Source organism: Janthinobacterium sp. TPC_1, from assembly GCF_056037845.1.
In genome coordinates, this window is sequence record NZ_CP195157.1 from 6,206,705 (window position 1) to 6,232,388 (window position 25,684).

The window sequence follows — 25,684 nt, forward strand, 5'->3', positions numbered from 1 at the left end:
ACCGCTCCTTTCTTCCTGGACAACCCGCCCCATGCATCCCGCCCTGCAGTTGCTGCTCTGCTTCATTGTCTTCATGTTCCTCCACATTTCCGTCATGGCAGCCTGCGCCAGGCTGTTCGGCATCACGGTGCGCAGCATCCGCTACGGCGTCGGTCCCACCTTGCTGACCAGAGGAAAAGTCCACATCAAGCTTCTGCCGCTGGCCGGCAATCTGGTACTGAAAGATACGCGCGAGGAAACCTTGTATGACGACGATCCCTGTCTTGACGCCTACAATTTCCAGCCGCTGTGGAAGCAGGTGCTGCTGCCCCTGAGCGGCGTGGCCGTGCTGCTGGCCTTGTCGCTGGGCATCATGGGAGCCTCGGGCTGGGAGCGCTTTATCGCCGCCTTCGGGCAAATCATTGACGGTGCGCTGGCACCATTGTCGACGGCGCAGCAATTGCTGGCTGACGGAGAAATCTTTGCTCGCACGCACGGCTTTGCGCTGGTATTCGCCCTGTTTTCCTTGAAGCTGTGCGCGTTCAACCTGCTGCCGTTTGCCGGCTTGAACGGCGGACAGGCGCTGCTGGCCATCGCACGCGGCGGCCAGCCCTACGTGGCGTGGGAAGAGAGCGTGACGAAATGGTTGCTGCTGCCGGGACTGGCGATCATGCTGGCATGGCTGGCGGCATTCGGCTGGTATGGCTGGAAAAGCATGGGCGCCTAGGCCGCTGGTGCTGTTATTTTTTTCATACCTATCGTATGCTGACAACACTGCCCTAATCCAATGAACGCGACCGGCCAAGGAGATCGCATTTTCTCACTCGACACCTGCGGCAAGCACCTGGCCCTGTGGGCCATCCGCATCTACCAGCGCTACCTGTCGCCCCGCAAAGGCTTTCGCTGCGCCTACCGCGTGCTGACGGGGCGCGACAGTTGCTCCGCCTATGGCTACAAAGTCATCGCGCGGCATGGCTTGCGCGCAGGCTTGCCCTTGTTGCAACGACGCTTGCGCGCGTGCGGCGAGCGCCATCGCCAGTATCGGGAACTGCATCCGCAGCAGCGACGTCACGGCAGGCACCTGGCCCAGGCGGGCTTTTGCGACTGCGACATTCCCTCGCCGGACTGCCAGCATTGTTCCTGCGATCCATGCGACTTGCTCGATTGCGACTGGCCCAGACGAAAAAAAAAAAGGCAGTAACGTCAGCGAACACGGGAATTTATGTTATAAACGAAATATTCATTCATAAAATGAATAACGCCTATCGCCACTGTGAATTGGCTGGAAGCGGGCCTGCGGCCTATACTCATGCCGTCTCCCCTACACTGCTTCCCATGCACACCCAGCTCAGCCCGCACGCACTGCGGGCTTTTTGTTCCCGGCACTTGCCACTTCGCATTTCCCCATTTTTAATCACTCGCCGGGCCAGCGTTTCGCCGCTTGTCCGGCACCCGGCAGGGAGACCAGCATGATCGTGCGCGAGCGTCCTTCGGCGCTGCGGCTGTTCCTCGTGGTACGCGGCTCCGTTCTGCCGCGCATCCGCACCACGCTCATCGTCAATACCCTGATCGCCACCCTCGTCACCTGGTGTCACGGCACCTTGTTCGACCACAAGGTCATCCTCACCACCATCCCGTTTACGCTGATCGGCTTGCCGCTGGCTATCTTCCTGGGCTTTCGCAACACGGCCGCCTACGACCGCTACTGGGAAGCGCGCAAGCTGTGGGGCGAACTGGTCTTGCGTAGCCGTAATTTCTCGCGCCAGTGCCAGACCATGATCCGCAGCGACACGCCGGCCCACGCCAGGCTGGGCCTGGAAGACGTGCGCGTGCGCATGATTTACCGCACCATTGCCTTTTGCCATGCGCTGCGCCACCAGCTGCGCGACACGCGCGGACCGGCCGACTTGCAGCCGCTGCTGCGCCCGGCAGAATGGGAAGCGGCTTGCCAGGCATCGAATCCATCCGACTACCTGATGCTGCAGATGGGCCACGACCTGGCCGACTGCGTCGGGCAAGGCCGCATCGACAGCATCCTCACGGCACAGATCGATAACACGATCTCGGCCATGGTAGCGGCGGGCGCTTCGTGCGAACGCATCCGCAGCACGCCGATTCCGTTTTCGTATTCGCTGCTGCTGCACCGCACGGCCTATCTGTACTGTTTCCTGCTGCCCTTCGGCCTGGTCGACTCGCTCGGTTTCATGACGCCGTTCGTCGTCGCCATCGTCGCCTACACCTTCTTCGGCCTCGATGCCTTGGGCGACGAGATCGAGGAGCCGTTCGGCGAAGATGCCAACGATCTGCCGCTGTCGGCCATGTGCCGCGCCATCGACATCAGCTTGCGCGAATCTGTGCAGGATGACAAGGTGCCGCCGCCCATGCAAGCCGTCGACTTCCTCCTCCATTAATACGCGACAACGCTTCCGCTTGACCTTCCCACCGGGGCAAGGATTACAGTGGAGGCACTTAATCATTCAAGGAGTGCTTGCCATGTATCAGTTACAAGTTGAAAACATGAGCTGCGGCCATTGCGTCGGCTCGGTCACGAAAGCGGTGCAAGCCATCGATCCGCAAGCTCAGGTGCAGATCGACCTGGCCAGCAAGCGTGTCACGGTGGAATCTCCCGCCGACTTGGGCGCCATCAGCGCCGCCATCGTGGAAGCGGGCTACCCCGTTACCAGCGCGCAATAACAACCACAGCAGTATCGAGACAGCCGGCCTTTGCGCCGGCTGTTTTCATTTACCCGTCCAGTTCGGGGTAATGGCGGAAGATGCCTTCCTCATTGAAGGCGATTCTGCGCTTCGACCGCAGGTAGCGGGCGATGTTCGGCCGCGCCGCCACCGTATCGTGCAACTCGGACAGGAAGGGATATTCGGGTGCCAGGCGCGCCATGGCTTGCGGAAACGCATAACGCAAGCCGGCCAGCATCTGGAACAGCGACAGGTCGCCGTACGTGAGCCGCGCGCCCACCAGATACTGGCCCCGGCTGCGATTATTCAGCAGGACCTGGGTGAAATAATCGAGAAATTTTGGCAGGCGCGTGGAACGGAAATCCGCGCTGCGCAACAGGGCCGCCTGTTTCTGTTCCTCATAATATTGATTCATCGACAGCGGGTGATGCGTATCGTGCACTTCCGTCAGCCAGTCGGCCATCGTCAGTTGCAGCTGGTTCAGCCACAAACGCCCGCTTTCCGCGCGCGGCGCCAGGCCCAGGCGCCGGCCCAGGTACAGCAGGATATTGCTGGTCTGGCCGATCAGCAAGTCGCCGTCGCGCAACACGGGCGGCGCGTAGGCGGCCCGTGGCGTGCCGTCGCCATCGAGGCAGGCCAGCATGGCGGGAACGCCTTGGCCCTTGCGTTCAGGCAAACGGGCGATGTCGCGGTAGTCGGCGCCCGCCTCTTCCAGGGCCAGGCGGATGAATTCGCCGCGCCCCTGTATCGTAGGCCAGTAGTACAGTTCGTAAGCCATACCCACCTCCGTTGATTTACCTCAATGGCAGCAAGCCTTCGCTTCCGTGTCGCTGGCCAACCCCAGGCTTTGCAGGATAGGGCAATCGGGCTTGTCGTCGCCGTGGCACGATTGCGCCAAATGGGCCAGGGTGTCGCGCATTTCCGTCAGTTCGGCGATGCGCTGGTTCAGGTCCGCGACATGGGCCAGGGCGATGCCTTTCACGTCCGCGCTGGCGCGCTGGTCGTTTTGCCACAGCGACAGCAGCTCGCGGATCTGTTCCAGCGAAAACCCCAGCCCCCGCCCGCGCTTGATGAAGCGCAAGGCGTGCAAGTCGTTCGGCGTGTAGATGCGGTAGCCGGCGTCGCTGCGCGCGCTGGGTTTTAATAAGGCAATACTCTCGTAGTAGCGTATCATTTTTGCCGATACGCCCGTTTCACTGGCTGCCTGACCGATATTCATCCTATGACTCCTTGGTATGCGCGCTGCCTGCATGACTGCGGGCTTTCCAGCGGCGCAGCAACAGGGCATTGCTGATCACGCTGACGGAACTGAAGGCCATCGCCGCGCCCGCCACCATGGGGTTGAGCAAACCGAAGGCGGCCAGCGGAATGCCGATCAGGTTATAAATGAAGGCCCAGAACAGATTCTGCCGTATCTTGCTGTAGGTGCGGCGCGAGATATCGATGGCGTCCGCCACCAGGGCCGGATCGCCGCGCATCAGCGTGATGCCGGCCGCGTGCATGGCCACGTCCGTGCCCGTCGACATGGCGATGCCCACGTCGGCAGCGGCCAGCGCGGGCGCATCGTTGATGCCGTCGCCCACCATGGCCACTTTCGCGCCTTCGCCTTTCAGCGCAACAATTTTAGCGGTTTTATCGGCCGGCAGCATTTTCGCCGCCACCGTGTCGATGCCCAGGGCCTTGCCGACGGCGTCGGCGCTGCCCTGGTTGTCCCCCGTCAACATCACCGTGCGGATGCCTAAACTGTGCAAATGGGCAATGGCCGCCTGCGCATTCGGCTTGACCTGGTCGCTAAAGGCGAACAGTCCCAGCAATTGTGTTCCCGAGGCCAGCCACGAAATCGTGTTGCCCGTGTTTTCCAGCGACAAGGCCTGTGCCGCCAGCGGCGCCATATCCACGTGCAACTCCTGCATCAGGCGCGTGCTGCCCAGTTTCAGGTCCAGGCCATCGACCTGGGCCGCCAGGCCGCGGCCCGGCAAGGCCGACAAGGCCGTGGCCGGCAAGGGTTCGATGTGGCGCGCGCCAGCTGCATCCAGCACGGCCGTCGCCAGGCTGTGTTCGCTGCCGCGCTGGATGCTGGCCGCCAGCTGCAACAGCCGGGCATCGTCGATGCCGTGCGCATGCAGGGCCGCCAGGGCAGGCTTGCCTACCGTCAGGGTGCCCGTCTTGTCGAACACGACGGTATTGACGGCGTGCGCCACTTCCAGCGCTTCCGCATCCTTGATCAAAATGCCGTAACGGGCGGCCACGCCCGTACCGGCCATGATGGCCGTCGGCGTGGCCAGGCCCAGCGCACATGGGCAGGCAATGACCAGCACGGCCACGGCATTGATGATGGCGTTTTCCAGTTCGCCGGTCGCGAACCACCAGCCCAGCATGGTCAGCAGCGCCAGCACCAGCACCACGGGCACGAAGATGGCGCTGACCTTGTCGACCAGGTGCTGAATCGGCGCCTTGGCCGCCTGCGCATCTTCCACCAGGCGGATGATGCGCGACAAGGTCGTCTCGCCACCCACGGCTTGCGTGCGCACCAGCAACAAGCCATCGGCATTGATGGCGCCGCCCGTCACCTTGTCGCCCGGATGCTTATCGACTGGCAAGCTTTCACCCGTGATCAGCGACTCGTTGACCTGGCTGGCGCCTTCCACCACCACGCCATCGACGGCCACCCGCTCGCCGGGGCGGATGACCACCAGGTCGCCCACTTTCACCTGTTCCACTGGCAAATCGATCTCGACGCCGTCGCGGCGCACGCGCGCCGATTCCGGACGCAAGACCTGCAGCGCGCGGATGGCCGAGGCCGTCTGGCGCTTGGCGCGGCTTTCCAGCCATTTGCCCAGCAACACCAAGGTGATGACGACGGCCGACGCCTCGAAGTACAGGTGCGGCAGCATTTCGCCCGCCGTCAGCCATTGATAGACGGACAAGCCATACGCGGCGCTCGTCCCCAGTGCCACCAGCAAGTCCATGTTGCCGCTGCCGGCACGGGCCGCCTTCCAGCCCGCCTTGTAGAAACGCGCGCCAAAGTAAAACTGCACGGGCGTGGCCAGGACGAATTGCAGAGCGCCGGGCAGCATCAGATGGATGCCGGCCCATTCCAGCAGCATGGGCAGCATCAGGGGGAAGGCCAGCACGGCCGCGAACGCCACTTTCAGGCCGTCGCGGTTCGGTGCGGCAATGGGCGCGCTGGCCTGGCTGGCGGCGGGCACCGTGGCGGCATAGCCGGCCTTGTCGATGGCGGCGATCAGGGTACCCGCTTCCACGCCGCCCGTCACCTTGATGCGCGCGCTTTCCGTGGCCAGGTTGACGCTGGCAAGCAGCACGCCCGGCACTTTCAGCAAGGCTTTTTCCACCCGGCCCACGCAAGAGGCGCACGTCATGCCGGCGATATTGAGGTCGATCTCGCGCTGCGCCACCGTGTAGCCGGCCTTTTCCACGGCCGCCTGCAAGGTGGCCAGGGGAATCGGCGTATCGGAACTGATTTTGGCCACTTCAGTGGCCAGGTTGACGCTGGCCTGGGTCACGCCCGGCACGGCGGCCAGGGCCTTTTCCACGCGGCCCACGCAGGAGGCGCAGCTCATGCCTTCGATGGCCAGCGCCTGCGCGTGCGCGGCGGCGGGAGGGGAAGCGGCGGGAGCGAGTGCACTCTGGTTCATGGCATATCCTGTACGAAAGATTAACTAATATGTACAGGATCTGCTATCCCATGATGGGAAGGTCAAGCCCTATTTCAGCCTGCAGCACACCTTAGCGCACCACGCAGTCGATGGTGGCAGGCTTGCTGCCGCCTGCCGCGCTGCCTGGGCCCGGTGACGACGATGAAAAGACCGGCGGCGGCGTGAATGGGATGCCGGGGTTGACGGGCAAGGGGGGGGCGGGCGGCTGCCTGAAGTTGGGCGTAAAACCAAATTGCCCGGCAGCAAAATTACTTGTACCCGCTGGATTCGTCACATGAATCAGGCCATCGAGCACCTGCACATACAAACCGGGTGGCAGCGCCACGGGCGCCGGTGCATTGGGCAGTGCTGGCCCGCCAGGTGCCGCCGGCGGCACATAGCTGGCAATGAAAGTCGTGCCGCGAATGCCGATGGTGGCGGCCGGCGTCTTCATCTCGAAGCGCTCCTTGTTGCGCTTGCCCAGCAAGCCCGTGACGGAACGCAAGCCGCCCTTGAGCAGGCTGAAGACGGCGTGGTCGCCATCGGGCTGCTCGGCCGTGTAGCTGAATTGCTCGATCACGAAACTGGTATTCGGTTTCAGGGTGATTTCGCTATTGTCGATCAGCTTGATCAAGGCATAGGTCTCTTTTTCCGTCAGCAAGGTGTCGCCCTGCTCGACTTCGGACCTGATGGCCAGTAATTTCACCTTTCCATCAGCCTTTTTCGCCATCAGCGGACCGCTCAATTGCATGACGGTACCGGCCACCTGGCCGGCCCAGGCGTGGGCGCCCACGCACATCAGGGCCAGCCACAAGAAGGCCTTAATTGCAGTACATTTTTTTAGCGGCATCATCGTATTTGTATCCTGTCGGTTTATCTGTGGCATCGATAACATCCTTGTCATCCGTCACCTTGTCAGCAGGCTTGGCTGGCAGTTTGGAAGCGAGCGGGGCGTTGGCATGGTCGGCCTGCTTGATAATGCGCAAGGCGTCATTGATGGCCAGGCTCGTGGCGGCGTCGATCACGGGCTGCTCGACGGTCGTGGCGGGCAGGAAGATGGCGTCCGCCATATTTACCGTGCCGGTCGGCGCCAGCAGGGTCACGCCGCTGCGCTGGCGGTTGATGCGCACACCCGAGTCGCCCGTGATGCTGCCCGTTCTTGCCAGCACGCTCATGCTGGCCGCTACCGGCAAAATGAAACTTGCCGTGTCCGCAAAGCGCACATTGCCTTGCGCGCTGGCGATAAAATTGCCGCCGCTGACCACGCGGGAGTTGCCTTTGATACTGATGTCGCGTCCCGCCGCCAGGCTGATGTCGCGTACCGCCAGCAACTGCGCGCCATCGCCCAGCAGCACGTCCGTGCTGGCATCGAGCGCGATGTCATTGCCCGCGATCTTGCCGTCGACAGTGACGGGGCTGTGCGCCTTCACGCTCACATTGCCGCCATTCGCATCGATATTTCCGGCCATGACGCCGCCCGTGTTGTCGATGGCGATATTGCCCGCACCAGTGGTCAGTGTTCCCAAGGTCAAGATGCCCGGCGCCGAGGTATTGTTCAGCGCAATGCCGCCCCCTGCACTATTGCTAGCGGTAAAACTGCTTACCTGATTGCCCGCATTACTCAACACGATGCCGTCGCGCGCCTGCGCAGTCAGGTTGCTGGCAAGCAGCGCACCGTCCTGGCCGATGGCGCCGTTCAGGGCGCTCAAGCGTACTTCCTTCGCCGCCAGGCTGGCGAAGCGCAAATCGCCAGCCGCCTGCGTGATGGCCAGCTGGCCGGCCAGCCGGATGGCGCCGGCAGTCTGATTAAAACTGTTCGCGACGAGCAAGTTACCGTTGCCACTCAGCACACCGCCGCCTTGCGCGTAGCGGTCCGCCGACAGGCTGCCGTTCAGCAGCAAGCTGCCGCCGTCGATTTCCAGTCCGGCCAGTCCGCTCAGCACGGAGAGGTCCAGCGCGCTGTCTCCAAGGGTCAGGCTGCCGCCCGTCAACAGCAAACCCGTCGCGGAAGTCAGGTTTTTCAGGATGGTGCTGCCGGCCGCCGCGCTGTAGGTGACGATGCCGTTGCTGCGGGAAAAGTCTACTGCCAGCACGTTCGCGCCTTCCGGCACCACGCCGCCATCCCAGTTGGCGGCATCGCTCCACAAACCGTTGCCGCTGCCGATCCAGGTCGACAATTGCTTTTGCGCAATCGTTGCCTGCGTCGTGCCGCCCGTTGTTTCCAAAGTGTAGTTGCCCGCGTCGGCGCCCGCCAGGCGGAAGCCGCTGGCCGTTACCAGCTTGCCCGCACCCGCGTTCTTGTCGGCAAAACTGCCGCTGCCGCCCACCACGCTGACCATGTCCTGGCCCAGCACGCCGTTCGCCGACGCGCTGACCGTCGCGGAAGTCGTGCCGTCATACACCTTGCCGGCAGCACTCAAACCTGCCAGGGTCAGGCTGGCGGGCGTGATGCTGGCCAGCAAACCTGTCGGCAAGACGATAAAGTAATTGCCTGCATCGGCGCCCGTCAGCGCTACGCCGCTCAGTTGCACTGCCTTGCCCGCACCCGCGTTCTTGTCCGCAAAGTTGGCCACTGCGGAGGCCGTCAAGCTGTCGCCGCCGATACGGTCATCGCCCAGGCTCAGCTGCGCACCCGTCGTGCCATCGTAGACTTTGTTGCTCGCCACGCCGGACAGGTTGAGTGCGCGTGCGCCGATGTCGGCCGTGGTGCTGCCCGCATTGCTGCTCAGCACATAGTTGCCCGCGTCATCGCCGCCCAGCGCCACGCTCGTCACCGTGACAGTCTTGCCGACACCCGCATTCTTGTTGCCAAACGCGGCATTGCCGCTCACGCTCAAGGCGTCGCCCTGCAGGCGGTCGTCGCCAAAGTTCACTTGCGCGCCCGTCGTGCCGTCATAGGTCTTGTTGATGCCGTTAAAACTCACATTCAGGGTGCGCGCCGTGATGTCCGCCGTGGTGCTGCCAGCATTTCCGTTGAGCACATAGTTGCCCGCGTCATCGCCGCCCAACGCCACGTTCGTCACCGTGACAGCCTTGCCGACACCCGCATTCTTGTTGCCAAACGCGGCATTGCCGCTCACGCTCAAGGCGTCGCCCTGCAGGCGGTCGTCGCCAAAGTTCACTTGCGCGCCCGTCGTGCCGTCATAGGTCTTGTTGATGCCGTTAAAACTCACATTCAGGGTGCGCGCCGTGATGTCCGCCGTGGTACTGCCAGCATTTCCGTTGAGCACATAGTTGCCCGCATCGGCGCCGCCCAGCGCCACGCTCGTCACCGTGACAGTCTTGCCGACACCCGCATTCTTGTTGCCAAACGCGGCATTGCCGCTCACGCTCAAGGCGTCGCCCTGCAGGCGGTCGTCGCCAAAGTTCACTTGCGCGCCCGTCGTGCCGTCATAGGTCTTGTTGATGCCGTTAAAACTCACATTCAGGGTGCGCGCCGTGATGTCCGCCGTGGTGCTGCCAGCATTTCCGTTGAGCACATAGTTGCCCGCGTCATCGCCGCCCAACGCCACGTTCGTCACCGTGACAGCCTTGCCGACACCCGCATTCTTGTTGCCAAACGCGGCATTGCCGCTCACGCTCAAGGCGTCGCCCTGCAGGCGGTCGTCGCCAAAGTTCACTTGCGCGCCCGTCGTGCCGTCATAGGTCTTGTTGATGCCGTTAAAACTCACATTCAGGGTGCGCGCCGTGATGTCCGCCGTGGTACTGCCAGCATTTCCGTTGAGCACATAGTTGCCCGCATCGGCGCCGCCCAGCGCCACGCTCGTCACCGTGACAGTCTTGCCGGCACCCGCATTCTTGTTGCCAAACGCGGCATTGCCGCTCACGCTCAAGGCGTCGCCCTGCAGGCGGTCGTCGCCAAAGTTCACTTGCGCGCCCGTCGTGCCGTCATAGGTCTTGTTGATGCCGTTAAAACTCACATTCAGGGTGCGCGCCGTGATGTCCGCCGTGGTACTGCCAGCATTTCCGTTGAGCACATAGTTGCCCGCGTCGGCACCCGTGAGGTGGCCCGTCGCCACCTGATAATCGACCACTTTGCCAGTACCGGCATGCTTGTCGCGGAAACTGCCCAGCAAGCCGGCCATGGCGACCTGATCGCCCGTCACCAGGCCTTCGAAGTAGCCGTTCAGGCCGGTTTGCAAGCTGCCGTCATAGACACGGCTCTGCGCGCCCGTGACGCCATAGTTCAGCAAGCGCGCCGTGATGTCCGCCGTGCCCTCCAGCGTGGTCGCGGCCAGACTGTAGTTGCCAAGTTCATTGCCGCCCAGGACCAGGCCACTGGCATGCACGGCCTTGCCGCTGCCCGCATTCTTGTCGAGGAAGGCGGCGCTGCCACTGATACTGAGGTTGTCGCCTGCCACCACATTGCCCAGCACAAAACTGGCGCCATCGTAGCCCAGGGTGCCGTCATAGACCTTGCCATTGCCGCCGAGACTCACCGTCAGCGCGCGCGGCGTGATGGCGAAGGTGGTCGTACCGCCCATGGTGATGTCGTACTTGGTCGACCACAGGCCCGTCGCCGCATAGCTGCCCACGTTGCGCGCGTTACCGTAGCCGAGGCTGCCATTCACGCCCGTATCTCCGTCGAGCAACCCGACATAGCCGATCGAACCGAGGAAGGCTGCCAGCTGGCCATCGTAGACCTTGCCTGCGGCATTGCCCGAGAGGTTCACCTGCAGCGGCTTCAGGAAAGCCTTCAGCATCGGCGTCGTGTAGCCTTCGTAGATACGCCATACGCTGTTGAAATTGTAGTCGTTGAAGCTGCCTTGCTGCTGCATCTGCGCCGTGCTGCGGCCGCTGGAGCCGCCGCCATCGCTCAGTACCAGCGACGTTTCATAATTGAAAAAGCCATAGGCGAACGGCGAACCGGTTGCCACGTGGCCGGCCACCGCGCCCACGGCCGCATAGCCGCTGCCGGTCACGGCGCCGCTGCTGAAGACATGGCTGACGCTGCCCGTGCTTTCACCGACCAGCCCGCCCATGTTTTCCCAGGGCAAGATGGAATCGGCATTGGCGGCCCGGCCCACGGCGCCGCTGGCATACGCATCATTGATACTGCCGCCGTTCAGGCCCACCAGGCCGCCGATGCTGCGCGCGCCGCTGACCTTGCCGGTGGCATAAGATTGACTCAGCGCGCCCTGGTTGTTGCCGACGAGGCCGCCGATCATCTCGCGCGCGCCCGTCACCACTCCGGTGGCATACGACGTCGCGATGCTGGCGCCGGATGCATTCCATCCGGCCAGGCCGCCGATGGCGCCGCCGCCATCGGCATTCACGCCGGTGACGGCGCCGCTGCTGGCGGATCTCGTGATGGCGCCGCCATTGCTGCCCACCAGGCCGCCGACATTGCTCTGGCCGCTGACGGCCATGCTGCTGTTCACGCCGTCGATAGTACCGCTGACAACATTGCCCGCCAGCGCACCCACGTTTGCCCTGCCGGCGACGCTGCCGCCGCTCAGGGTCAGATTGCGCAAGGTGCCGCCCTGGACGGTGCCAAACAGGCCAGCCGCCGAACCGGGCAGCTGGCTGCGGTCGATCGTCAAATTGCTGAGGGTAAATCCGGCGCCATCGAATACGCCGGAAAAACCGCTGCCGCTGCCGCCAATCGGCACAAAACCCTGGCCACTGTTCCAGTTCACGGTGCCGCTGGCGTCGATATTGCCGGCCAGGCGATAGCTGTCTCCGAGGCCAAGGCTGCCGATGCCTTGCAAGCCATACATATCGGCGATCAGATAGGGCGAGGACGAGCCGCCGTCGCCACCGCTCGCGCGCAGGAAACTCCCCTGCGCAATGCTGAAGCCGCGCGCGGAAAACCCGGGCAGGCTGGCGCCGTTCTGCACCCAGCGGCCGCCATCGAGCAGGAAGTCGCCCCCCACGCTGACGGCGCCGCTCGCGCTGACGTTGCCGCCGGAAGCCAGGGTCAGGCCCTGCGCCACGCTGAGGGGGCCGTTCAGGTTGATATTCCCGCCTGTGCGCAGCACAAGTTGGTTCAGCTCGCCTTGCGACGCCAGGTCCAGCGCGCCCATGAGATTCACGACCCCGGCAAAACTGCCGCCGCCCACCTGGACGGTACCGGCGCTGATGGTTTTCAATTCCGCTTCGCTCAGGCCCAGGCTGTTGGCACTGTCCGCCGCCCCCGCACCCAGGGTGATCGTGCCCATGCTGGAAAGGCGGTTCAGGCTGACGCTGCCGCCCGCCGTGGCCGCTATCGATTGCGCGCCACCGTCCAGACTCATATTGTCGGCGACCAGCTTGACTGCTCCGGCGGACAGGCCGCCGCCGCTGGCGACCGACAGCAAGCCAGCAGCCGTGGCGGCGATGCTGCCGCCGTCCTGGCGCAGCGCCAGCGTGTTCGATACGAGCACATTGCCGCCGCTTTCAAGCACCAGGTTTTTCACGCCGCCGCCCGCCGCGACAATCGCCAGGTCGATCGCCTGCTCCACCGTCAGGTCGCCGCCGGTGGCGTTGCCGATATGCACGCTGCCGGCAGCGATGCGGTTCAGTTCGGCATTTGTCAGGCGCAGGCCGCTGCCGGCCTTGTCGCCCAGCACGATCTGCCGTCCCGCGCTGAACGCCTGCACGGTCACGCCGGCATTGCCAGCGGCGCCGCCAACATTGATGGCGCCGTTGATGCTGATGTTGTCCGCCTCCAGCAGCACCGTCTGGCCGGTGACGCCGCTGCCCAGCAGTTGATCGCCGCTACCCGTCAGGTCGATGGAACCACCGGCGACATTCGCGCGCAAGACCAGGTTGCCGTTACCGACATTGACCGAGCCGACGCCGAAAGTGACGCCGGCGCCGGACAGCCTGACGTCGCCATTGCCGCTGCCCAGCGCCGCGTTCAGGTTCACGTTCGAGCCGACGCCATAGGCCAGGCCCGCAGCCGCATCGTTGGCCGACAGCGTGATATGGCCGCCATTGGTGGTAATGGGCGCGTTGACATTGATGATCTCGCCCGCCTGCGCCGTCAAGCCCACCCCTTGCTGCGTGATGTTGATGGCGCTGTTGAAATTGATGCGACGCAGGGCCTGCAAGGTGACGTCGCTGCTGGCACCGGAAATCAGGTCGGCGCCGATGTTGGCGTTGCCGGTCGACGGCGCGTCGGCGAACTGGTCGAAGTTGCTCAGCTGGCCGCCCGAACCGGCGACGATGGTGATATCGTAAGGATCGAGCAGCCAGTTGCCGCGCTTGCCGCGCGCCGCGCTGGTATTGACGCGGATGCCGTCGACGGCCAGGTAATGGCCGGACGTTTCCACGAAGCCGCCGTTGCCGCCCTGCGCCCCGCCGCGCGCGGAAATGCTGCCGTGCACCTGGGCCGATTCATTGCCCCAGGCGATGACCTTGCCGCCGTTGCCACTGACAATCGCATCCGCATTGACGCTGGCATCCTTGCCGACGAGTACTTGCCGCGCATTCTGCACGGCCGCGTTCTTGCCCTGGTAGTCGCCACCCAGCAAGACCGTACCGCCGCCCGCGGCGCCGCTGGCGTCGACTTTCGCATTGCCCAGCAGCCCCACCTGTTCACCGAGTACCCGGATGTCGCCGCCCTTGCCGGCCGCGCCCGTGGCGCTGGTGACGCTGCCCGCTTCGAGCAGCGCCTTGCCGCTGGCCTTGAGCACGATCCTGCCGTTCTCGCCGACGACGGCGCTGTTGGCGTTGAGTACGCCGCGCTGGCTGACCAGCGCGCCGGCCATGCCGATGCTGCCGCCCTGGGCGATGATCTGGCCCAGGTTCAGCGCCTGGTCGCTCGGTGCCGAGACCAGCACGCGCAATTGCGGATTGCCGGGATCGGCCAGCTGCACGCTGCGCCCGGCCGCCAGGATCACTTCGCCATTCGGCGCCGTGATGATGCCCGTGTTTTCCACGTTCGGCGCGATCAGCAGCACTTGCCCGCCCTTGCCGGCGTTGATCGTGCCCGCATTGGCGACGCCGCCGGCGATGGCCCCCGCCGTGAACTGGCGCTTGCTGGACAGAAAATCCTCGTTCGTCATGCCCAGGCTCGATGCCACCAGGCCATTCACGTCCACTTTCGCGCCCTGGCCGAAGACGATGCCGTTCGGGTTGATCAGGAAGACCTTGCCGTTCGATTCGAGGCTGCCGAGGATCTTGCTGGGGTCTTGTCCCGTGATGCGGTTGAGCACGGCGCTATTGCCGTTTTGCTGGATGAAGCGCGTGATTTCGCCCGCATGAATGGAAAAGCTCTGCCAGTTGATGATGGTGTTGGGCGTGTTCGTGATCGAGAAGATATTGCCCTGCTGGTTGAACGTCGCCTGTCCGTTGACCACCTGCGGCAAGGCGGGGTTGGCCTGCGCGGCGCCGAAACAGCCGGCCAGCAGCAGCGCCAGCGCCGTGCGGCGCAGCGGTAGCGCATGGGGTAATGAAAAGGATGGCGTCAGGATGAAAGCGGAGGCGTGCTGGACGTGGTTGTGCATGGTGTTCATCCTGATGCTAGTAGGCCAAGGCGAGGCGGAAATGCAGGCGGTTGGCGCCCCGCTGCCCCGTGTCGCCGCCATTGACGACATGGGCGTAATCGAGTTGCAGATTGGCGTAGCGGCTCAACAGCAAACGCAAGCCGAGTCCGCCGCTGCTGATGCCTTGCGACGCGCTTTCGCCGGGCAGCGCATGGTTGCGCCGCAGCCAGGCCGTGTCATAGAAGGCCAGCGCGCGGCACTGGTAACCGAGCGCCTGGCCGCACCAGTTCGGCGTGTACAGTTCCAGGTTCAGGCTGGCGCCGGAATCATTCGATACCTCGCGCTCGGCAAAGCCGCGCACGGACGCGGCGCCGCCGGCGCCGAACTGCTCGCCCGGCACCAGCGCGTCCGGCGTGAGTTGCGCATTGACGAGCGTGCGCCATTGCCAGTCGCCATCCAGCACGCGCCCCAAGCTGGCACTCAGGCGCACCGTGTTATAGGCCGCCTTGGCATGCGCGCGCACGCGGTCGAAATCGGCTTGCGCGCCATGCTTGCCACCGGGAATATTGTGCGCGAAGGTGACGGCCACGCTGGTCTCGCCCGTGGGCACGGTCCAGCTGCCGATGTAGCTGACGCTGAGCGGATGCACGGTGACGTCGGCGCCGCCAATTTTAAGACCAGACCAATGCATGCTGTTGCGGTACGCCTTGTAATCGACGCCGTACACGAGCTTGGGTTCGAAATCGCCGCTGCGGGCAAAGTTCTGGTTGTAGCGGATGCCGGCCATGCTGCCCTGGCCACTGACGGCAGATCCTCAATGCCTGCCACAATATTGCCAGAGTCGACGTTCGAATAGCTGGCAAAAAAATCCATCGAGTCGCCCAGCGCATACAGCGGCAAGTGATAGCCGGCGCCATACACGCCCACCTTGTCCGGCTTTTCCAGGCTGCTCGTGTATTGCAGGCTGGCGACGTGGTCGCGGCCGAACAGGTTGGCATGCTGCAGCACCACGCCCACGTGCGTCTTGCCCGTCTGCGCATTGCCCGTATTGTCCACGTTGAGCATGGCCTTCCACGGCTTTTCATCGGCCACCGTGACGATGGCATCGATGGCGCCCGCCGGCTCGTCGGCCTGCAGGCGCACTTCGATCTTGCGCGCCGGGTTTTCATTGGCCAGCTTCAGGCTTTGCGACAGGGCCGGCAAGTTCGGCGTCTCGCCTTCGCGCATGGACGGCAAGGCGCGCCGCACGTTGGCCTCGTCAACGTAGATGTTGCCGCTGATGGCGAGCTTGCCAAGCGGCGTTTGCAGCACGCTCAGGCGCACCACACCCCGTTCCAGTTCCTGTTCCGGCAGTTGCACCTGCACGGCGCTGTAGCCACGCCCGCGGTAAGCCGCCTCCAGCGCCTCGACGGCGCGGGCGATGTCGGAAAAATCGCGCCGTACTCCCGTAAAAGGCGCCAGCAAGGCTTGCACCTGCGCGGACGTGAGCAGGGTATTGCCCTGGACGTCGAAGCGGCGGATCTCGAAGCGCGGCACGCCGTCCTCCTGCGTGGCAGGAGCAGCTTCATCCATGGAAACGGCAGCACCGGCGGCGCCGACGGCGAACAGCAGCGCGGAACCCGCAAGCAGGTGCACCAAACGATATGTCATGTGAAGGATTTCTTGTGTAACCGGACAAGCGCGCGGCCCGCAGGCGCCAGCGTGTCCGGCAATGGATTGAAGACAAATTTTAGACGGCTTTTAGTTTCCAGTCAGAAATTTCTAACATTTCTCCCTGATTTTTATCGCAACGCAACAAACAGCGCGCGGAATGCTGAAAAAAGCCGCCATGGGAGTTTTTTCCGGCGCGACGACAGGCTATTTGCTTTGCAATTCCGTCACGCCATCCCAGCCGGCCGGCGGTGGCGTGTCGCGGTATTGCGCCAGGCGCGCCGCATAGAGCCGGTACAGGCCATCGTCGGGAAAGTCCGCCTGCAAGCGGGCCAGCTGCGCGCCAGCCGCCGCCCAGTCGCGCGCGCGCAGCCGGGCCAGCACCGCGTGCCAGCGCTCGATCTGCGCCAGTTCGGCCGCTGCGGCACCGGCCAGCAGGCAGCGCGGCTCGAAGATGGCCACCGCTTCCTGCTTGCCAAGCACGCGTATGCGATCGAGTTCGCGGTACAGGAATTGCGGGGCGGCCGCGCGCGTGGCCTCGCCCACCACGATGCCCACGCCATACAGCTTGCTGGCGCCCTCCAGGCGCGCGGCCAGGTTGACGCTGTCGCCCATCACGGTATAGGCGCGGCGGATGCGCGAGCCCATGTCGCCCACATGCATGGGCCCCGTATTGAGGCCGATGCCGATGCGCAGCGCCGGCCAGCCGCGCGCGCAAAACTGCTGGTTCAGCCGCGCCGCACTTTGCTGCATCAGCAGGGCGCTGGCCACGGCCCGGCTGGCGTGATCGCCAAAGGCGACGGGCGCGCCCCAGAACGCCATCACGGCGTCGCCGATGTATTTGTCCAGCGTGCCGCCGTGGCTGTCGCGGATATCTTCCGACATGGCCGTCAGGTATGCGTTGATGTATTCGCGCAGCGCGGCGGGCGCCAGCTGCTCGGAAATGGCCGTGAAACCGCGCACGTCGGCAAACAGCACCGTCAGTTCGCGGTTCTCCCCCTCCATCGTGTAGCGCTGTGGATCGTCGGCCATCTCGGCCACCAGTTCAGGCGCCACGTATTCGCCGAAACGGGCCACCAGCGCGCGGCCCTTGCGCACCTCGAAAAAATAGCCCCATGCCAGGTTGGCGATGAACAGCGCAAGGATCAGCAACAGCAGCACGGCGCCGCCCAGCACCAGGTCGTGCACGGCATACAGGTACAGGTTGATGCCGATGACGGCCGCCAGCGCGCCCACGCTGGCCAGCATCACGCCGGCCGGCGGCAGCACGGCCAGGGCGCCCGCCAGCAGCAGGCCGAACAGCACGAGCTGCACCAGTTCGAGCGCCAGCGCGTAGTCGGGCCGCGCCTTGAAGCGTCCGTCGAGCATGGACTTGATCAGGTTGGCGTGCACCTCCACTCCCGGATACTCGGCATTCACGGGCGTGGCACGGATATCGTTCAAGCCGGGCGCCGTGGTGCCCACCAGGACGATGGCGCCCTTCAACAGCGCGGGCGGCACAGTGCCGGCCAGCACGTCGGCAGCCGACACATAACGGAAGGCGCCGCCATCGGGACCTCCCGCACCGCGGTACTGCACCGTGGTCGTCAAGGCTTCGCCGACAGGAATCGCCAGCGCGCCGCGCGGCGTGAACAGCATGATGTGTTCGAGGCCGCCGCTGGCCAGTTCGCGCGCCGACAGGGTATCGGCCGTGCCCGTGAAACGAGGGGCGATGGCGCGCGCCTGCAGGTAGACGGCGACGGTGGCCAGCGACAGCGACGGATAATAGCCGTCGCCAATGCGCTGCAACAGGGTCGAGGAACGCACGACGCCATCGGCATCGGTCAGCGCCGTGAAGATGCCGGCCCCCTGCGCGGCCGCCTGCAGGGGCGCGATATTGGCTTCGTAGCCGCGCGCCACGTAGGCCGTGACCGTGCGCCCGTTCAAGTCGGCGACGGTAAAGGCGGGCTTGGGCAGCACGCCCTTCCTTTGCTGCTCCGAGACGCTGTAGCCGAGCACCACGGGCTGGCCGCGCATGGCGCCTGCAAACAGGCCGTCGTAGTCCATGGCCGGGCGCAGTTTTTCCAGTTGCGCCGGCAAGCCGGGCACGCCGGCCAGTTCGCCGCGCGCCAGGCCTTGCAGCACGGCGTAGCCGGAACTGGTGTCCGCTTCGGGAAACGAGATATCGAAGCCCAGCGCAGACACGCCGTAATGGCCGGTGAGCTGGCGCACCAGGCGCGCCTGGATGTCGCGGCTCCAGGGAAAGCGGCCCACGCGTGCCAGGCTTTGCTCGTCGATGTCGACGATGACAATGCGGCGGTCCAGCTGCGGCGTTTCGGCCCGCATGCGCCAGTCGCCCAGCATGGCGTCGAGGCGGGCAATATTCTCATTCCCGGCCAGGCACAGGACAGCCGCCGCCAGCGTCAGCACGATGCCCAGCAGCGACCGCGCCCCGTGCTTGCGCCAGGCCAGCGGCAGCTTCACGGGGTATAGCCCGGAATGGCCGCCTCGTCGACGGCATCGATCTGGCTCGGATGCATGTGCTTTTCAGCGAAGGTCAAATAGACTTTGCTGCGGATGAAGACGTCGAACAGCTCCGGGTCGATATGCCCGTTCAGGCTGAAATTGCCGAGGATGCGCAGCGATTCGGACAGCGGCTTGCCCTTTTTGTAGGGCCGGTCGCGCGCCGTCAGCGCCTCGAAAATGTCGGCGATCGCCATCAGCCGCGCCGGCACCGACATCTGCTCTTTCGTCAGCCCGCGCGGATAGCCCTTGCCATCCATGCGCTCGTGGTGGCCGCCCGCGTATTCCGGCACCTTCTGCAGGTGCTTGGGCCAGGGCAGCGCTTCGAGCATGCGGATCGACACGCTGATATGGTTGTTGACGATGGCCCGCTCGGCTGCCGTCAGGGTGCCGGCGCGAATGGTCAGGTTTTCCGTCTCGTCGGCGTCAAGAAAATCGCACAGTTGGCCGTCGGCCGCGCGCCAGCGGCGCCGAGCGATCTGCCGCACTCTTTCCTGGTCGGCCTGCGCCATGCTTTCGCCGCCTATGTTGACGCGCCGGATGAAGTCGCGCTCTTCGCGCAGCGCCGCCTGCTCCTGCGCCAGCGCGCCGGCGATGGCGTCCTTCTGCTGCGGCTGCGCCGCCTGCTGGCGCAGGGCCGCGATCTCGGCGTCGCGCAGCAGCACTTCGTAGCGCGTGTCGATCAGGGCGATACGGTCGAAAATCGTCTCCAGCTTGGTGGCCTTGTCGACCACGTGCACGGGCGTAGTGATCTTGCCGCAATCGTGCAGCAGGCCGGCCAGCCACAGTTGCTTGCGCTCGTTGTCGCTGAGCCGGAAATCGGCCAGCGGCCCCGTTTGCGTGGCGTGCGCGGCATCGGCCAGCAGCATCGTCAGCTCGGGCACGAACTGGCAGTGCCGCCCCGTGTACGGCGACTTTTCATCAATGCCGATATTGATCAGGGTAACGAGCGATTCAAGCAGCTCTTCCAGCTGCGAAATGAGCAGCTGGTTCGTCAGCGCCACCCCAGCCTGCGCGGCCAGCGCCTCAATGAAGCGCTGGTCGGTGGAAGAAAAGGCGCGCACCTGCCCCGTTTCCCCATCCTTGGCATTGACCAGCTGCAGCACGCCGATCAAATCGCCCTCGTGGTCGCTCATGGGCACCGTCAGGATCGACTGCGTATGGTAGCCATGGTGGCGGTCAAACTCGCGCATGCCGGAAAAATTGAAGCCCTCGTCGCGGTAGACATCGGCGATATTCACGCTGCGGCGCAGGTTCGCCGCATACGCCGCCACCGATGCCAGGTTGGGCTGGCCCGCGCCATCGAACAGGGGCACGCCCGGCACACCGATGTCGGCGCCCTGCGCGATGCCCAGGCTGTCGTTGACGCTGATGTCGAACGCCAGCTGGCGGCCATCAAGCGCGGGCCGGTACAGGGTGGCGCCATCGGCGCCGCTCATGCTTTTTGCCAGCAGCACGATGCGCTGCAACAGCGCGCCGATATCGTGTCCCTCGCCGCCCAGGCCGTGGCCGAGCGCGACACTGAGTTCGGTCAATTGCTCCAGTCTGTGGGCGATTTTCTCAGGGTGCAACTGAGGCATGTGAATGGCGATCAGGTAAGGGAAGAGGAAGCGGGCAAGCGCCAGTGTAACGGCCACCCCGCGCACTGTACATTACTTAGTTACAACAAAATGAAATAACTTGCCATATTGCAACACGTATAAATGTTGCCGCCAATCTCATTAATTAGAATAGAATCAACAATAATTACACTGTAACAAGGTACTGAATGAAATTCACGTTCAGGGGCGTGCGCGGCTCCATCCCCTCCCCGGGCCCGCGCACGGCCCGCTATGGCGGCAACACCACGTGCATCGAAGTGCGCACTGACGACGACAGCCTGATCATTCTCGATGCGGGCAGCGGCATTTTCGCGCTGGCGCAGCAATTGCCGCCCGGCCAGCCCGTCGACGCGCATGTCTTCATCACGCACAGCCACTGGGACCACATCCACGGCCTGCCCATGTTCTCGCCCCTGTTCGTGGCCGGCAACCGCATGCGCCTGCATGGCGCCCTGGACGGCGTCAGCGGATGCGGCATCGAACACGTGATGGCGGTGCAGTTGCAAAACAGCTATTTCCCCGTCAGCGAAGCGGCCATGGCGGCCAGCATCGAATACCGCACGCTGGCGCCCGGCGACACCGTCGACGTGGGCGGCGCGCGCGTGCGCGGCGCGGAAATGAACCATCCGGTCGTCAACCTCGGCTACCGCATCGACTGCGGCGGCGCCTCGCTGTTTTTCAGCGGCGACCATGAACCGTTCTACAACCTGCATGCGCCCGGCCACGCCGACCACGCGGCCTGCGCGGCGCGCAATGCGCAGCGCCAGGCCGGCATCGATGCGCTGATTGCCGGCGTCGACGCGCTGATCATGGATTGCTCATACACGCGCGAGGAATACCCGGGCAAGCAGGGCTGGGGCCACGGCACCTTCGACGCCGCCTTCGACCTGGCCCTGCGCTGCGGCGCGCGGCGCCTGTACTGCACCCACCACGAACCGACCCGCAGTGACGAGCAGCTCGAAGCCGTGTTTGCCGACGTGATGGGCCGCTATGCGAGCCGCCTGGCCGGCCTGCAGGTGTTCCTCGCCAGCGAGGGGCTGACGGTGGAACTGGCCGGCGCATAAAAAAAGGGAGCCGCAAGGCTCCCTTTTTACTGGCGTTGGCTATCCATCACATGATGTGGTGGCCAATCCACCAGGCGACTGCGGCAACAAACGCGGAAGCGGGAATCGTGAAGATCCAGGCCCAGACGATATTGCCTGCCACGCCCCAGCGCACGGCCGACATTTTTTGCGACGAGCCGACACCGACGATGGCGCCCGTGATCGTATGCGTGGTCGACACGGGAATGCCCAGCGCCGTCGAGACGAACAGGGTGATGGCGCCGCCCGTTTCGGCGCAGAAGCCGCCCACCGGTTTGAGCTTGGTGATCTTCTGGCCCATGGTCTTGACGATGCGCCAGCCGCCGAACAGCGTGCCGAAGCTGATGGCCGTATAGCACGAGATGATGACCCACATCGGCGGCATGGCATCGGCCGCGCTCGAGTAGCCGGCGGCGATCAGCAGCATCCAGATGATGCCGATGGTTTTTTGCGCGTCGTTGCCGCCGTGGCCCAGGCTGTAGGCCGCGGCCGATGCCAGTTGCAAGCGGCGGAACCACTTGTCGACCTTGCGCGGCGTCGAGCGCACGAATATCCACGACACGAGCAGCATCATGATCGAGCCGAACACGAAGCCCAGCACGGGTGCGATGACGATAAAGGCCACGGTTTTCCACAGGCCGGCCGCAACCAGCGCGCCCGTGCCGGACTTGGCGACGGCTGCACCCACCAGGCCGCCGATCAGCGCGTGCGAGGACGACGAGGGAATGCCGTAGTACCAGGTAAACAGATTCCAGAAGATGGCGCCCATCAGCGCGCCGAAGATCACGTACTGGTCGATCACGGCCGGGTCGATGGTGCCTTTTCCCACCGTGGCGGCCACGGTCAGCTGGTGGAACACGAAGATGGCGACGAAGTTGAACGTGGCGGCCATGGCAACCGCGGTCTGCGGTTTCAATACGCCCGTCGAGACCACCGTGGCAATCGCGTTGGCGGCATCGTGGAAGCCGTTCATGAAAGTCAAACAGCAGCGCGAGGACGATCAACAGGCCTAGCACGTAGATGCTGATTTGTATGGTCATTATAGTTTCTTTTCTGATTCTGGTTCAGGACAGGCCCAACGCTTACGCGTTTTCGACGATGATGCCTTCGATAATATTGGACACGTCTTCGCAACGGTCGGTCACGGTTTCCAGAATTTCGTAGATCGCTTTCAGCTTGATCAGGTTGCGCACGTCCGGCTCGTCGCGGAACAGCTTGGACATGGCGGCGCGCATCACGTGGTCGGCATCCGATTCCAGGCGGTCGATCTCTTCGCAGATGGCGACGATCTTGCGCGAGTTGTCCATGTTGTGCAGCATGGCGACGGCGTCGCGCACTTTTTCGGTACAGGCCAGCACCAGTTCGGCCAGGCGCTTGGCTTCCGGCGTGACGGCCTTCAGGTCGTACAGCGAGACGGTTTGCGCCGCATCTTCCAGCAGGTCGAGGATGTCGTCCTGGCGCGTGATCAGTTGATGGATGTCATCGCGGTCGATCGGCGTGATGAAGGTCTTGTGCAGCATTTCCACGGTGGCGTAGGTGACTTTGTCCGCCTGTTTCTCGATGCTTTCGATCGCATGCACGCGGTTTTCCAGGTCGTCGAAATTGGTCATCAGGCCGAGCATCTCTTTGGCGCCCTTGACGCACAATTCCGCGTGCTGGTTAAACAATTCAAAAAACTTGCCCTCAGTGGGCATCAAGCGTCCAAACATGTCATTCTCCGTTAAGCATTGAGTCGTGTTATTTACTACAGAAAGCCGCCCCGTTGTCGGGGGCGGCCGATGGAATTGCCAGTGCTGCTGAGTCTTAGTCGCCTTGGTAAAGCGCCAGGCCACCACTGTAATTGCCAAATTTGGTGTACTGCCCCATGAAGGTGAGGCGGATGCTGCCGATTGGACCGTTACGCTGTTTACCGATGATGATTTCGGCCGTCCCCTTGTCCGGCGAGTCGGGGTTATACACCTCGTCGCGGTAAATGAACAGGATCACGTCGGCATCCTGCTCGATAGCGCCCGATTCGCGCAAGTCGGACATGACGGGACGTTTGTTCGGGCGTTGTTCCAGCGAGCGGTTCAGCTGGGACAGCGCGATCACGGGGCAACCGAGTTCCTTCGCCAGGCCTTTCAAGCCCCGCGAAATCTCGGAAATCTCCGTGGCGCGGTTGTCGCCCGGGGTATTGGCCGACATCAGTTGCAAGTAATCGACGATGATCAGGCCCAGCTTGCCGCACTGGCGCGACAAACGGCGCGAACGGGCGCGCAATTCGATGGAATTGAGCGCTGGCGTTTCATCGATATACAACTGCGCGTCGTTCATCTTCTGGATCGCATTCGTCAGGCGCGGCCAGTCTTCGTCGTTCAGGCGGCCCGTGCGCAGGCGGTGCTGGTCGAGCTGTCCGACGGAGCCGAGCATACGCATGGCCAGCTGGGCGCCGCCCATCTCCATCGAGAACACGGCCACGGGCAAGCCGCTGTCGATGGCCACGTTTTCGCCGATGTTGACGGAAAACGCCGTCTTGCCCATCGACGGACGGCCCGCCACGATCACCAGGTCGCCCGGCTGCAGACCGGAGGTCATGCGGTCGAGGTCGATGAAACCGGTGGGCACGCCCGTGATTTCACTCTGGTTGTCGCGGCTGTACAGCTCGTCGATGCGCTCGACCACCTGCGTCAGCAGGGGCTGGATGGCGGTCCAGCCCTGGGCGCCGCGCGCGCCCTCTTCGGCGATGGCGAAAATCTTCGACTCGGCCTCGTCAAGCATCTGCTTGACTTCCTTGCCTTGCGGGCTGAAGGCCGTGCCGGAAATATCGTCGGCGACGGTGATGAGTTTGCGCAGCACGCCGCGGTCGCGCACGATCTCGGCATAACGCCGGATGTTCGCGGCCGATGGCGTGTTTTGCGCCATGGCGTTCAGGTAAGCGAGTCCGCCCACATCATCGGCCTTGCCGAGCTGGGTCAGGGTTTCAAAAACAGTAATGACATCGGCTGGCTTGGAAGCGTTAACCATCTTGACGATTTGCTCGAAGATGATGCGATGGTCATAGCGATAGAAATCCTCCGCATGCATGAAGTCGGCGATGCGGTCATATGCAGCATTGTCGCGCAGCAGACCACCGATGACGGATTGTTCTGCTTCGATCGAATGCGGCGGAATACGGAGGGAATCCAGTTGCGGATCAGAGGGGGCGTTCATGGCGCGAATTATACCCGCTTCGGCGTGCTGGCAAAAATAAAGGGCTGAAAATGAGCGAAAAAAAGGCCACAAAAAAGCCGGGCGAACCCGGCTTTTCATAGTACGGCAGCGCTTGCGGGCCAGGCCCGCAGACGATTACGCGTTCGCGTCTGGAACGACAGCGATTACCACTTCAACGACCACGTCGGTGTGCAGAGCAACCGAAACGTTGTGCTCGCCAACGATCTTCAGCGGGCCGGTAGGCATGCGGATTTGTGCTTTTTCAACAGCAAAACCTTGCTTGGTCAGCGCTTCAGCGATGTCGAAGTTGGTGACGGAACCGAACAGACGGCCATCGACGCCAGCTTTTTGAGCAACTTGAACGGTCAGGCCGCTCAGTTTTTCGCCTTGGGCTTGCGATGCAGCCAGTTTGGCGGCAGCAGCTTTTTCCAGTTCGGCGCGCTTGACTTCGAATTCAGCCACAGCGGTTGCCGTAGCACGACGTGCCAGGCGTTGTGGAATCAGGAAGTTACGTGCGTAACCGTCCTTGACTTTGACGACTTCGCCGAGGTTACCGACGTTTACAACTTTTTCTAACAGAATGATTTGCATAGTTCTTCTCCAGGAATATCTGACCGATTAAGCGTGGTGCAGATCGGTGTATGGCAGCAGCGCGAGGAAGCGAGCGCGCTTGATTGCGGTGTCGACTTGGCGCTGGTAGTGCGCTTTGGTACCGGTCAGGCGTGCTGGCATGATCTTGCCGTTTTCCTGGACGAAGTCTTTCAGCGTATCGACGTCTTTGTAGTCGACTTGCTCAACGTGAGCTGCCGTGAAGCGGCAGAACTTCTTACGTTTGAACAAAGGGTTTTGCTGTTTGCGTTTTTCTTTAAGCTTGAGCTTATTTTTGTCGAACTTTTTACCGAATGCCATGTCAGGCTCCT

At 63.5% G+C, this 25,684-nt stretch carries 17 protein-coding genes and 2 pseudogenes; 5 read left to right on the forward strand and 14 right to left on the reverse strand.

The genetic code is table 11. The features are described 5' to 3' along the window. Nucleotides 1–31: 31 nt before the first annotated feature. The 4 genes from ACQVLG_RS30130 (at nucleotide 32) to ACQVLG_RS30145 (ending at nucleotide 2,673) form a co-directional block, all read left to right on the forward strand. Nucleotides 32–706, forward strand: coding sequence for a site-2 protease family protein (locus ACQVLG_RS30130; protein ID WP_474292208.1), 675 nt, complete (start codon nucleotides 32–34; stop codon nucleotides 704–706). Nucleotides 707–766: 60 nt separating this feature from the next. Continuing rightward, on the forward strand, nucleotides 767–1,180 hold the full coding sequence (yidD, locus tag ACQVLG_RS30135) for a membrane protein insertion efficiency factor YidD (protein WP_474292209.1): 414 nt from the start codon (nucleotides 767–769) through the stop codon (nucleotides 1,178–1,180). A gap of 268 nt (nucleotides 1,181–1,448) precedes the next feature. After that, the gene (locus ACQVLG_RS30140; protein ID WP_230541084.1) at nucleotides 1,449–2,390 is read left to right on the forward strand and encodes a bestrophin family protein; all 942 of its coding nucleotides are present in this window, start codon (nucleotides 1,449–1,451) and stop codon (nucleotides 2,388–2,390) included. An 82-nt stretch (nucleotides 2,391–2,472) separates the two neighbouring features. After that, nucleotides 2,473–2,673 (forward strand): heavy-metal-associated domain-containing protein, encoded by a 201-nt coding sequence (locus ACQVLG_RS30145; RefSeq protein ID WP_230541085.1) that lies wholly within the window; start codon nucleotides 2,473–2,475, stop codon nucleotides 2,671–2,673. A gap of 49 nt (nucleotides 2,674–2,722) precedes the next feature. Here ACQVLG_RS30145 and ACQVLG_RS30150 read toward each other — a convergent pair whose 3' ends face one another. The 9 genes and pseudogenes from ACQVLG_RS30150 to ACQVLG_RS30190 form a co-directional block, all read right to left on the reverse strand. Further along, nucleotides 2,723–3,451 carry a glutathione S-transferase gene (locus tag ACQVLG_RS30150; protein ID WP_474292210.1) on the reverse strand — a complete coding sequence of 243 codons (729 nt, stop codon included), beginning with the start codon at nucleotides 3,449–3,451 and terminating at the stop codon, nucleotides 2,723–2,725. A 21-nt stretch (nucleotides 3,452–3,472) separates the two neighbouring features. Then, nucleotides 3,473–3,892, reverse strand: a complete 420-nt coding sequence (cueR, locus tag ACQVLG_RS30155) for a Cu(I)-responsive transcriptional regulator (protein WP_474292212.1) — start codon at nucleotides 3,890–3,892, stop codon at nucleotides 3,473–3,475. 1 nt (nucleotide 3,893) lies between these two features. Continuing rightward, complete coding sequence (locus ACQVLG_RS30160; protein ID WP_474292214.1) at nucleotides 3,894–6,329, reverse strand: heavy metal translocating P-type ATPase; 2,436 nt, start codon at nucleotides 6,327–6,329, stop codon at nucleotides 3,894–3,896. A gap of 91 nt (nucleotides 6,330–6,420) precedes the next feature. Further along, complete coding sequence (locus ACQVLG_RS30165; RefSeq protein ID WP_474292216.1) at nucleotides 6,421–7,143, reverse strand: FecR family protein; 723 nt, start codon at nucleotides 7,141–7,143, stop codon at nucleotides 6,421–6,423. A gap of 7 nt (nucleotides 7,144–7,150) precedes the next feature. Beyond that, nucleotides 7,151–14,761, reverse strand: coding sequence for a YDG domain-containing protein (locus ACQVLG_RS30170; RefSeq protein ID WP_474292217.1), 7,611 nt, complete (start codon nucleotides 14,759–14,761; stop codon nucleotides 7,151–7,153). Nucleotides 14,762–14,777: 16 nt separating this feature from the next. Continuing rightward, nucleotides 14,778–15,527 carry a ShlB/FhaC/HecB family hemolysin secretion/activation protein gene (locus tag ACQVLG_RS30175; RefSeq protein WP_474292219.1) on the reverse strand — a complete coding sequence of 250 codons (750 nt, stop codon included), beginning with the start codon at nucleotides 15,525–15,527 and terminating at the stop codon, nucleotides 14,778–14,780. 158 nt (nucleotides 15,528–15,685) lie between these two features. Next, nucleotides 15,686–16,390 (reverse strand): annotated as a pseudogene (locus tag ACQVLG_RS30180) (POTRA domain-containing protein); the annotation flags it as partial. Between the two features lie 207 nt (nucleotides 16,391–16,597). Beyond that, nucleotides 16,598–18,853, reverse strand: a complete 2,256-nt coding sequence (locus tag ACQVLG_RS30185; protein ID WP_474292221.1) for a CHASE2 domain-containing protein — start codon at nucleotides 18,851–18,853, stop codon at nucleotides 16,598–16,600. Then, nucleotides 18,850–20,472 carry a GAF and HD-GYP domain-containing protein gene (locus ACQVLG_RS30190; RefSeq protein ID WP_474292222.1) on the reverse strand — a complete coding sequence of 541 codons (1,623 nt, stop codon included), beginning with the start codon at nucleotides 20,470–20,472 and terminating at the stop codon, nucleotides 18,850–18,852. The genes ACQVLG_RS30185 and ACQVLG_RS30190 overlap by 4 nt, the downstream gene beginning before the upstream one ends. Nucleotides 20,473–20,660: 188 nt before the next feature. On the opposite strand from ACQVLG_RS30190, the gene ACQVLG_RS30195 reads away from it, so the two are divergent. Continuing rightward, the gene (locus ACQVLG_RS30195) at nucleotides 20,661–21,557 is read left to right on the forward strand and encodes an MBL fold metallo-hydrolase (protein WP_474292224.1); all 897 of its coding nucleotides are present in this window, start codon (nucleotides 20,661–20,663) and stop codon (nucleotides 21,555–21,557) included. A 46-nt stretch (nucleotides 21,558–21,603) separates the two neighbouring features. On the opposite strand, the pseudogene ACQVLG_RS30200 reads toward ACQVLG_RS30195, so the two are convergent. The 5 genes and pseudogenes from ACQVLG_RS30200 to rpsR form a co-directional block, all read right to left on the reverse strand. Then, nucleotides 21,604–22,618 (reverse strand): annotated as a pseudogene (locus tag ACQVLG_RS30200) (inorganic phosphate transporter). Between the two features lie 39 nt (nucleotides 22,619–22,657). Next, a complete protein-coding gene (locus tag ACQVLG_RS30205; RefSeq protein ID WP_010400015.1) occupies nucleotides 22,658–23,284 on the reverse strand; it encodes a DUF47 domain-containing protein in 627 nt (208 codons plus the stop codon). 94 nt (nucleotides 23,285–23,378) lie between these two features. Next, on the reverse strand, nucleotides 23,379–24,764 hold the full coding sequence (locus ACQVLG_RS30210; protein ID WP_034750488.1) for a replicative DNA helicase: 1,386 nt from the start codon (nucleotides 24,762–24,764) through the stop codon (nucleotides 23,379–23,381). Between the two features lie 135 nt (nucleotides 24,765–24,899). Next, nucleotides 24,900–25,355, reverse strand: a complete 456-nt coding sequence (gene rplI, locus ACQVLG_RS30215; RefSeq protein ID WP_034783456.1) for a 50S ribosomal protein L9 — start codon at nucleotides 25,353–25,355, stop codon at nucleotides 24,900–24,902. A 27-nt stretch (nucleotides 25,356–25,382) separates the two neighbouring features. Beyond that, nucleotides 25,383–25,673: a 30S ribosomal protein S18 gene (rpsR, locus tag ACQVLG_RS30220; protein ID WP_010400024.1), complete on the reverse strand. Its 291-nt coding sequence runs from the start codon at nucleotides 25,671–25,673 to the stop codon at nucleotides 25,383–25,385. Nucleotides 25,674–25,684 lie beyond the last annotated feature (11 nt).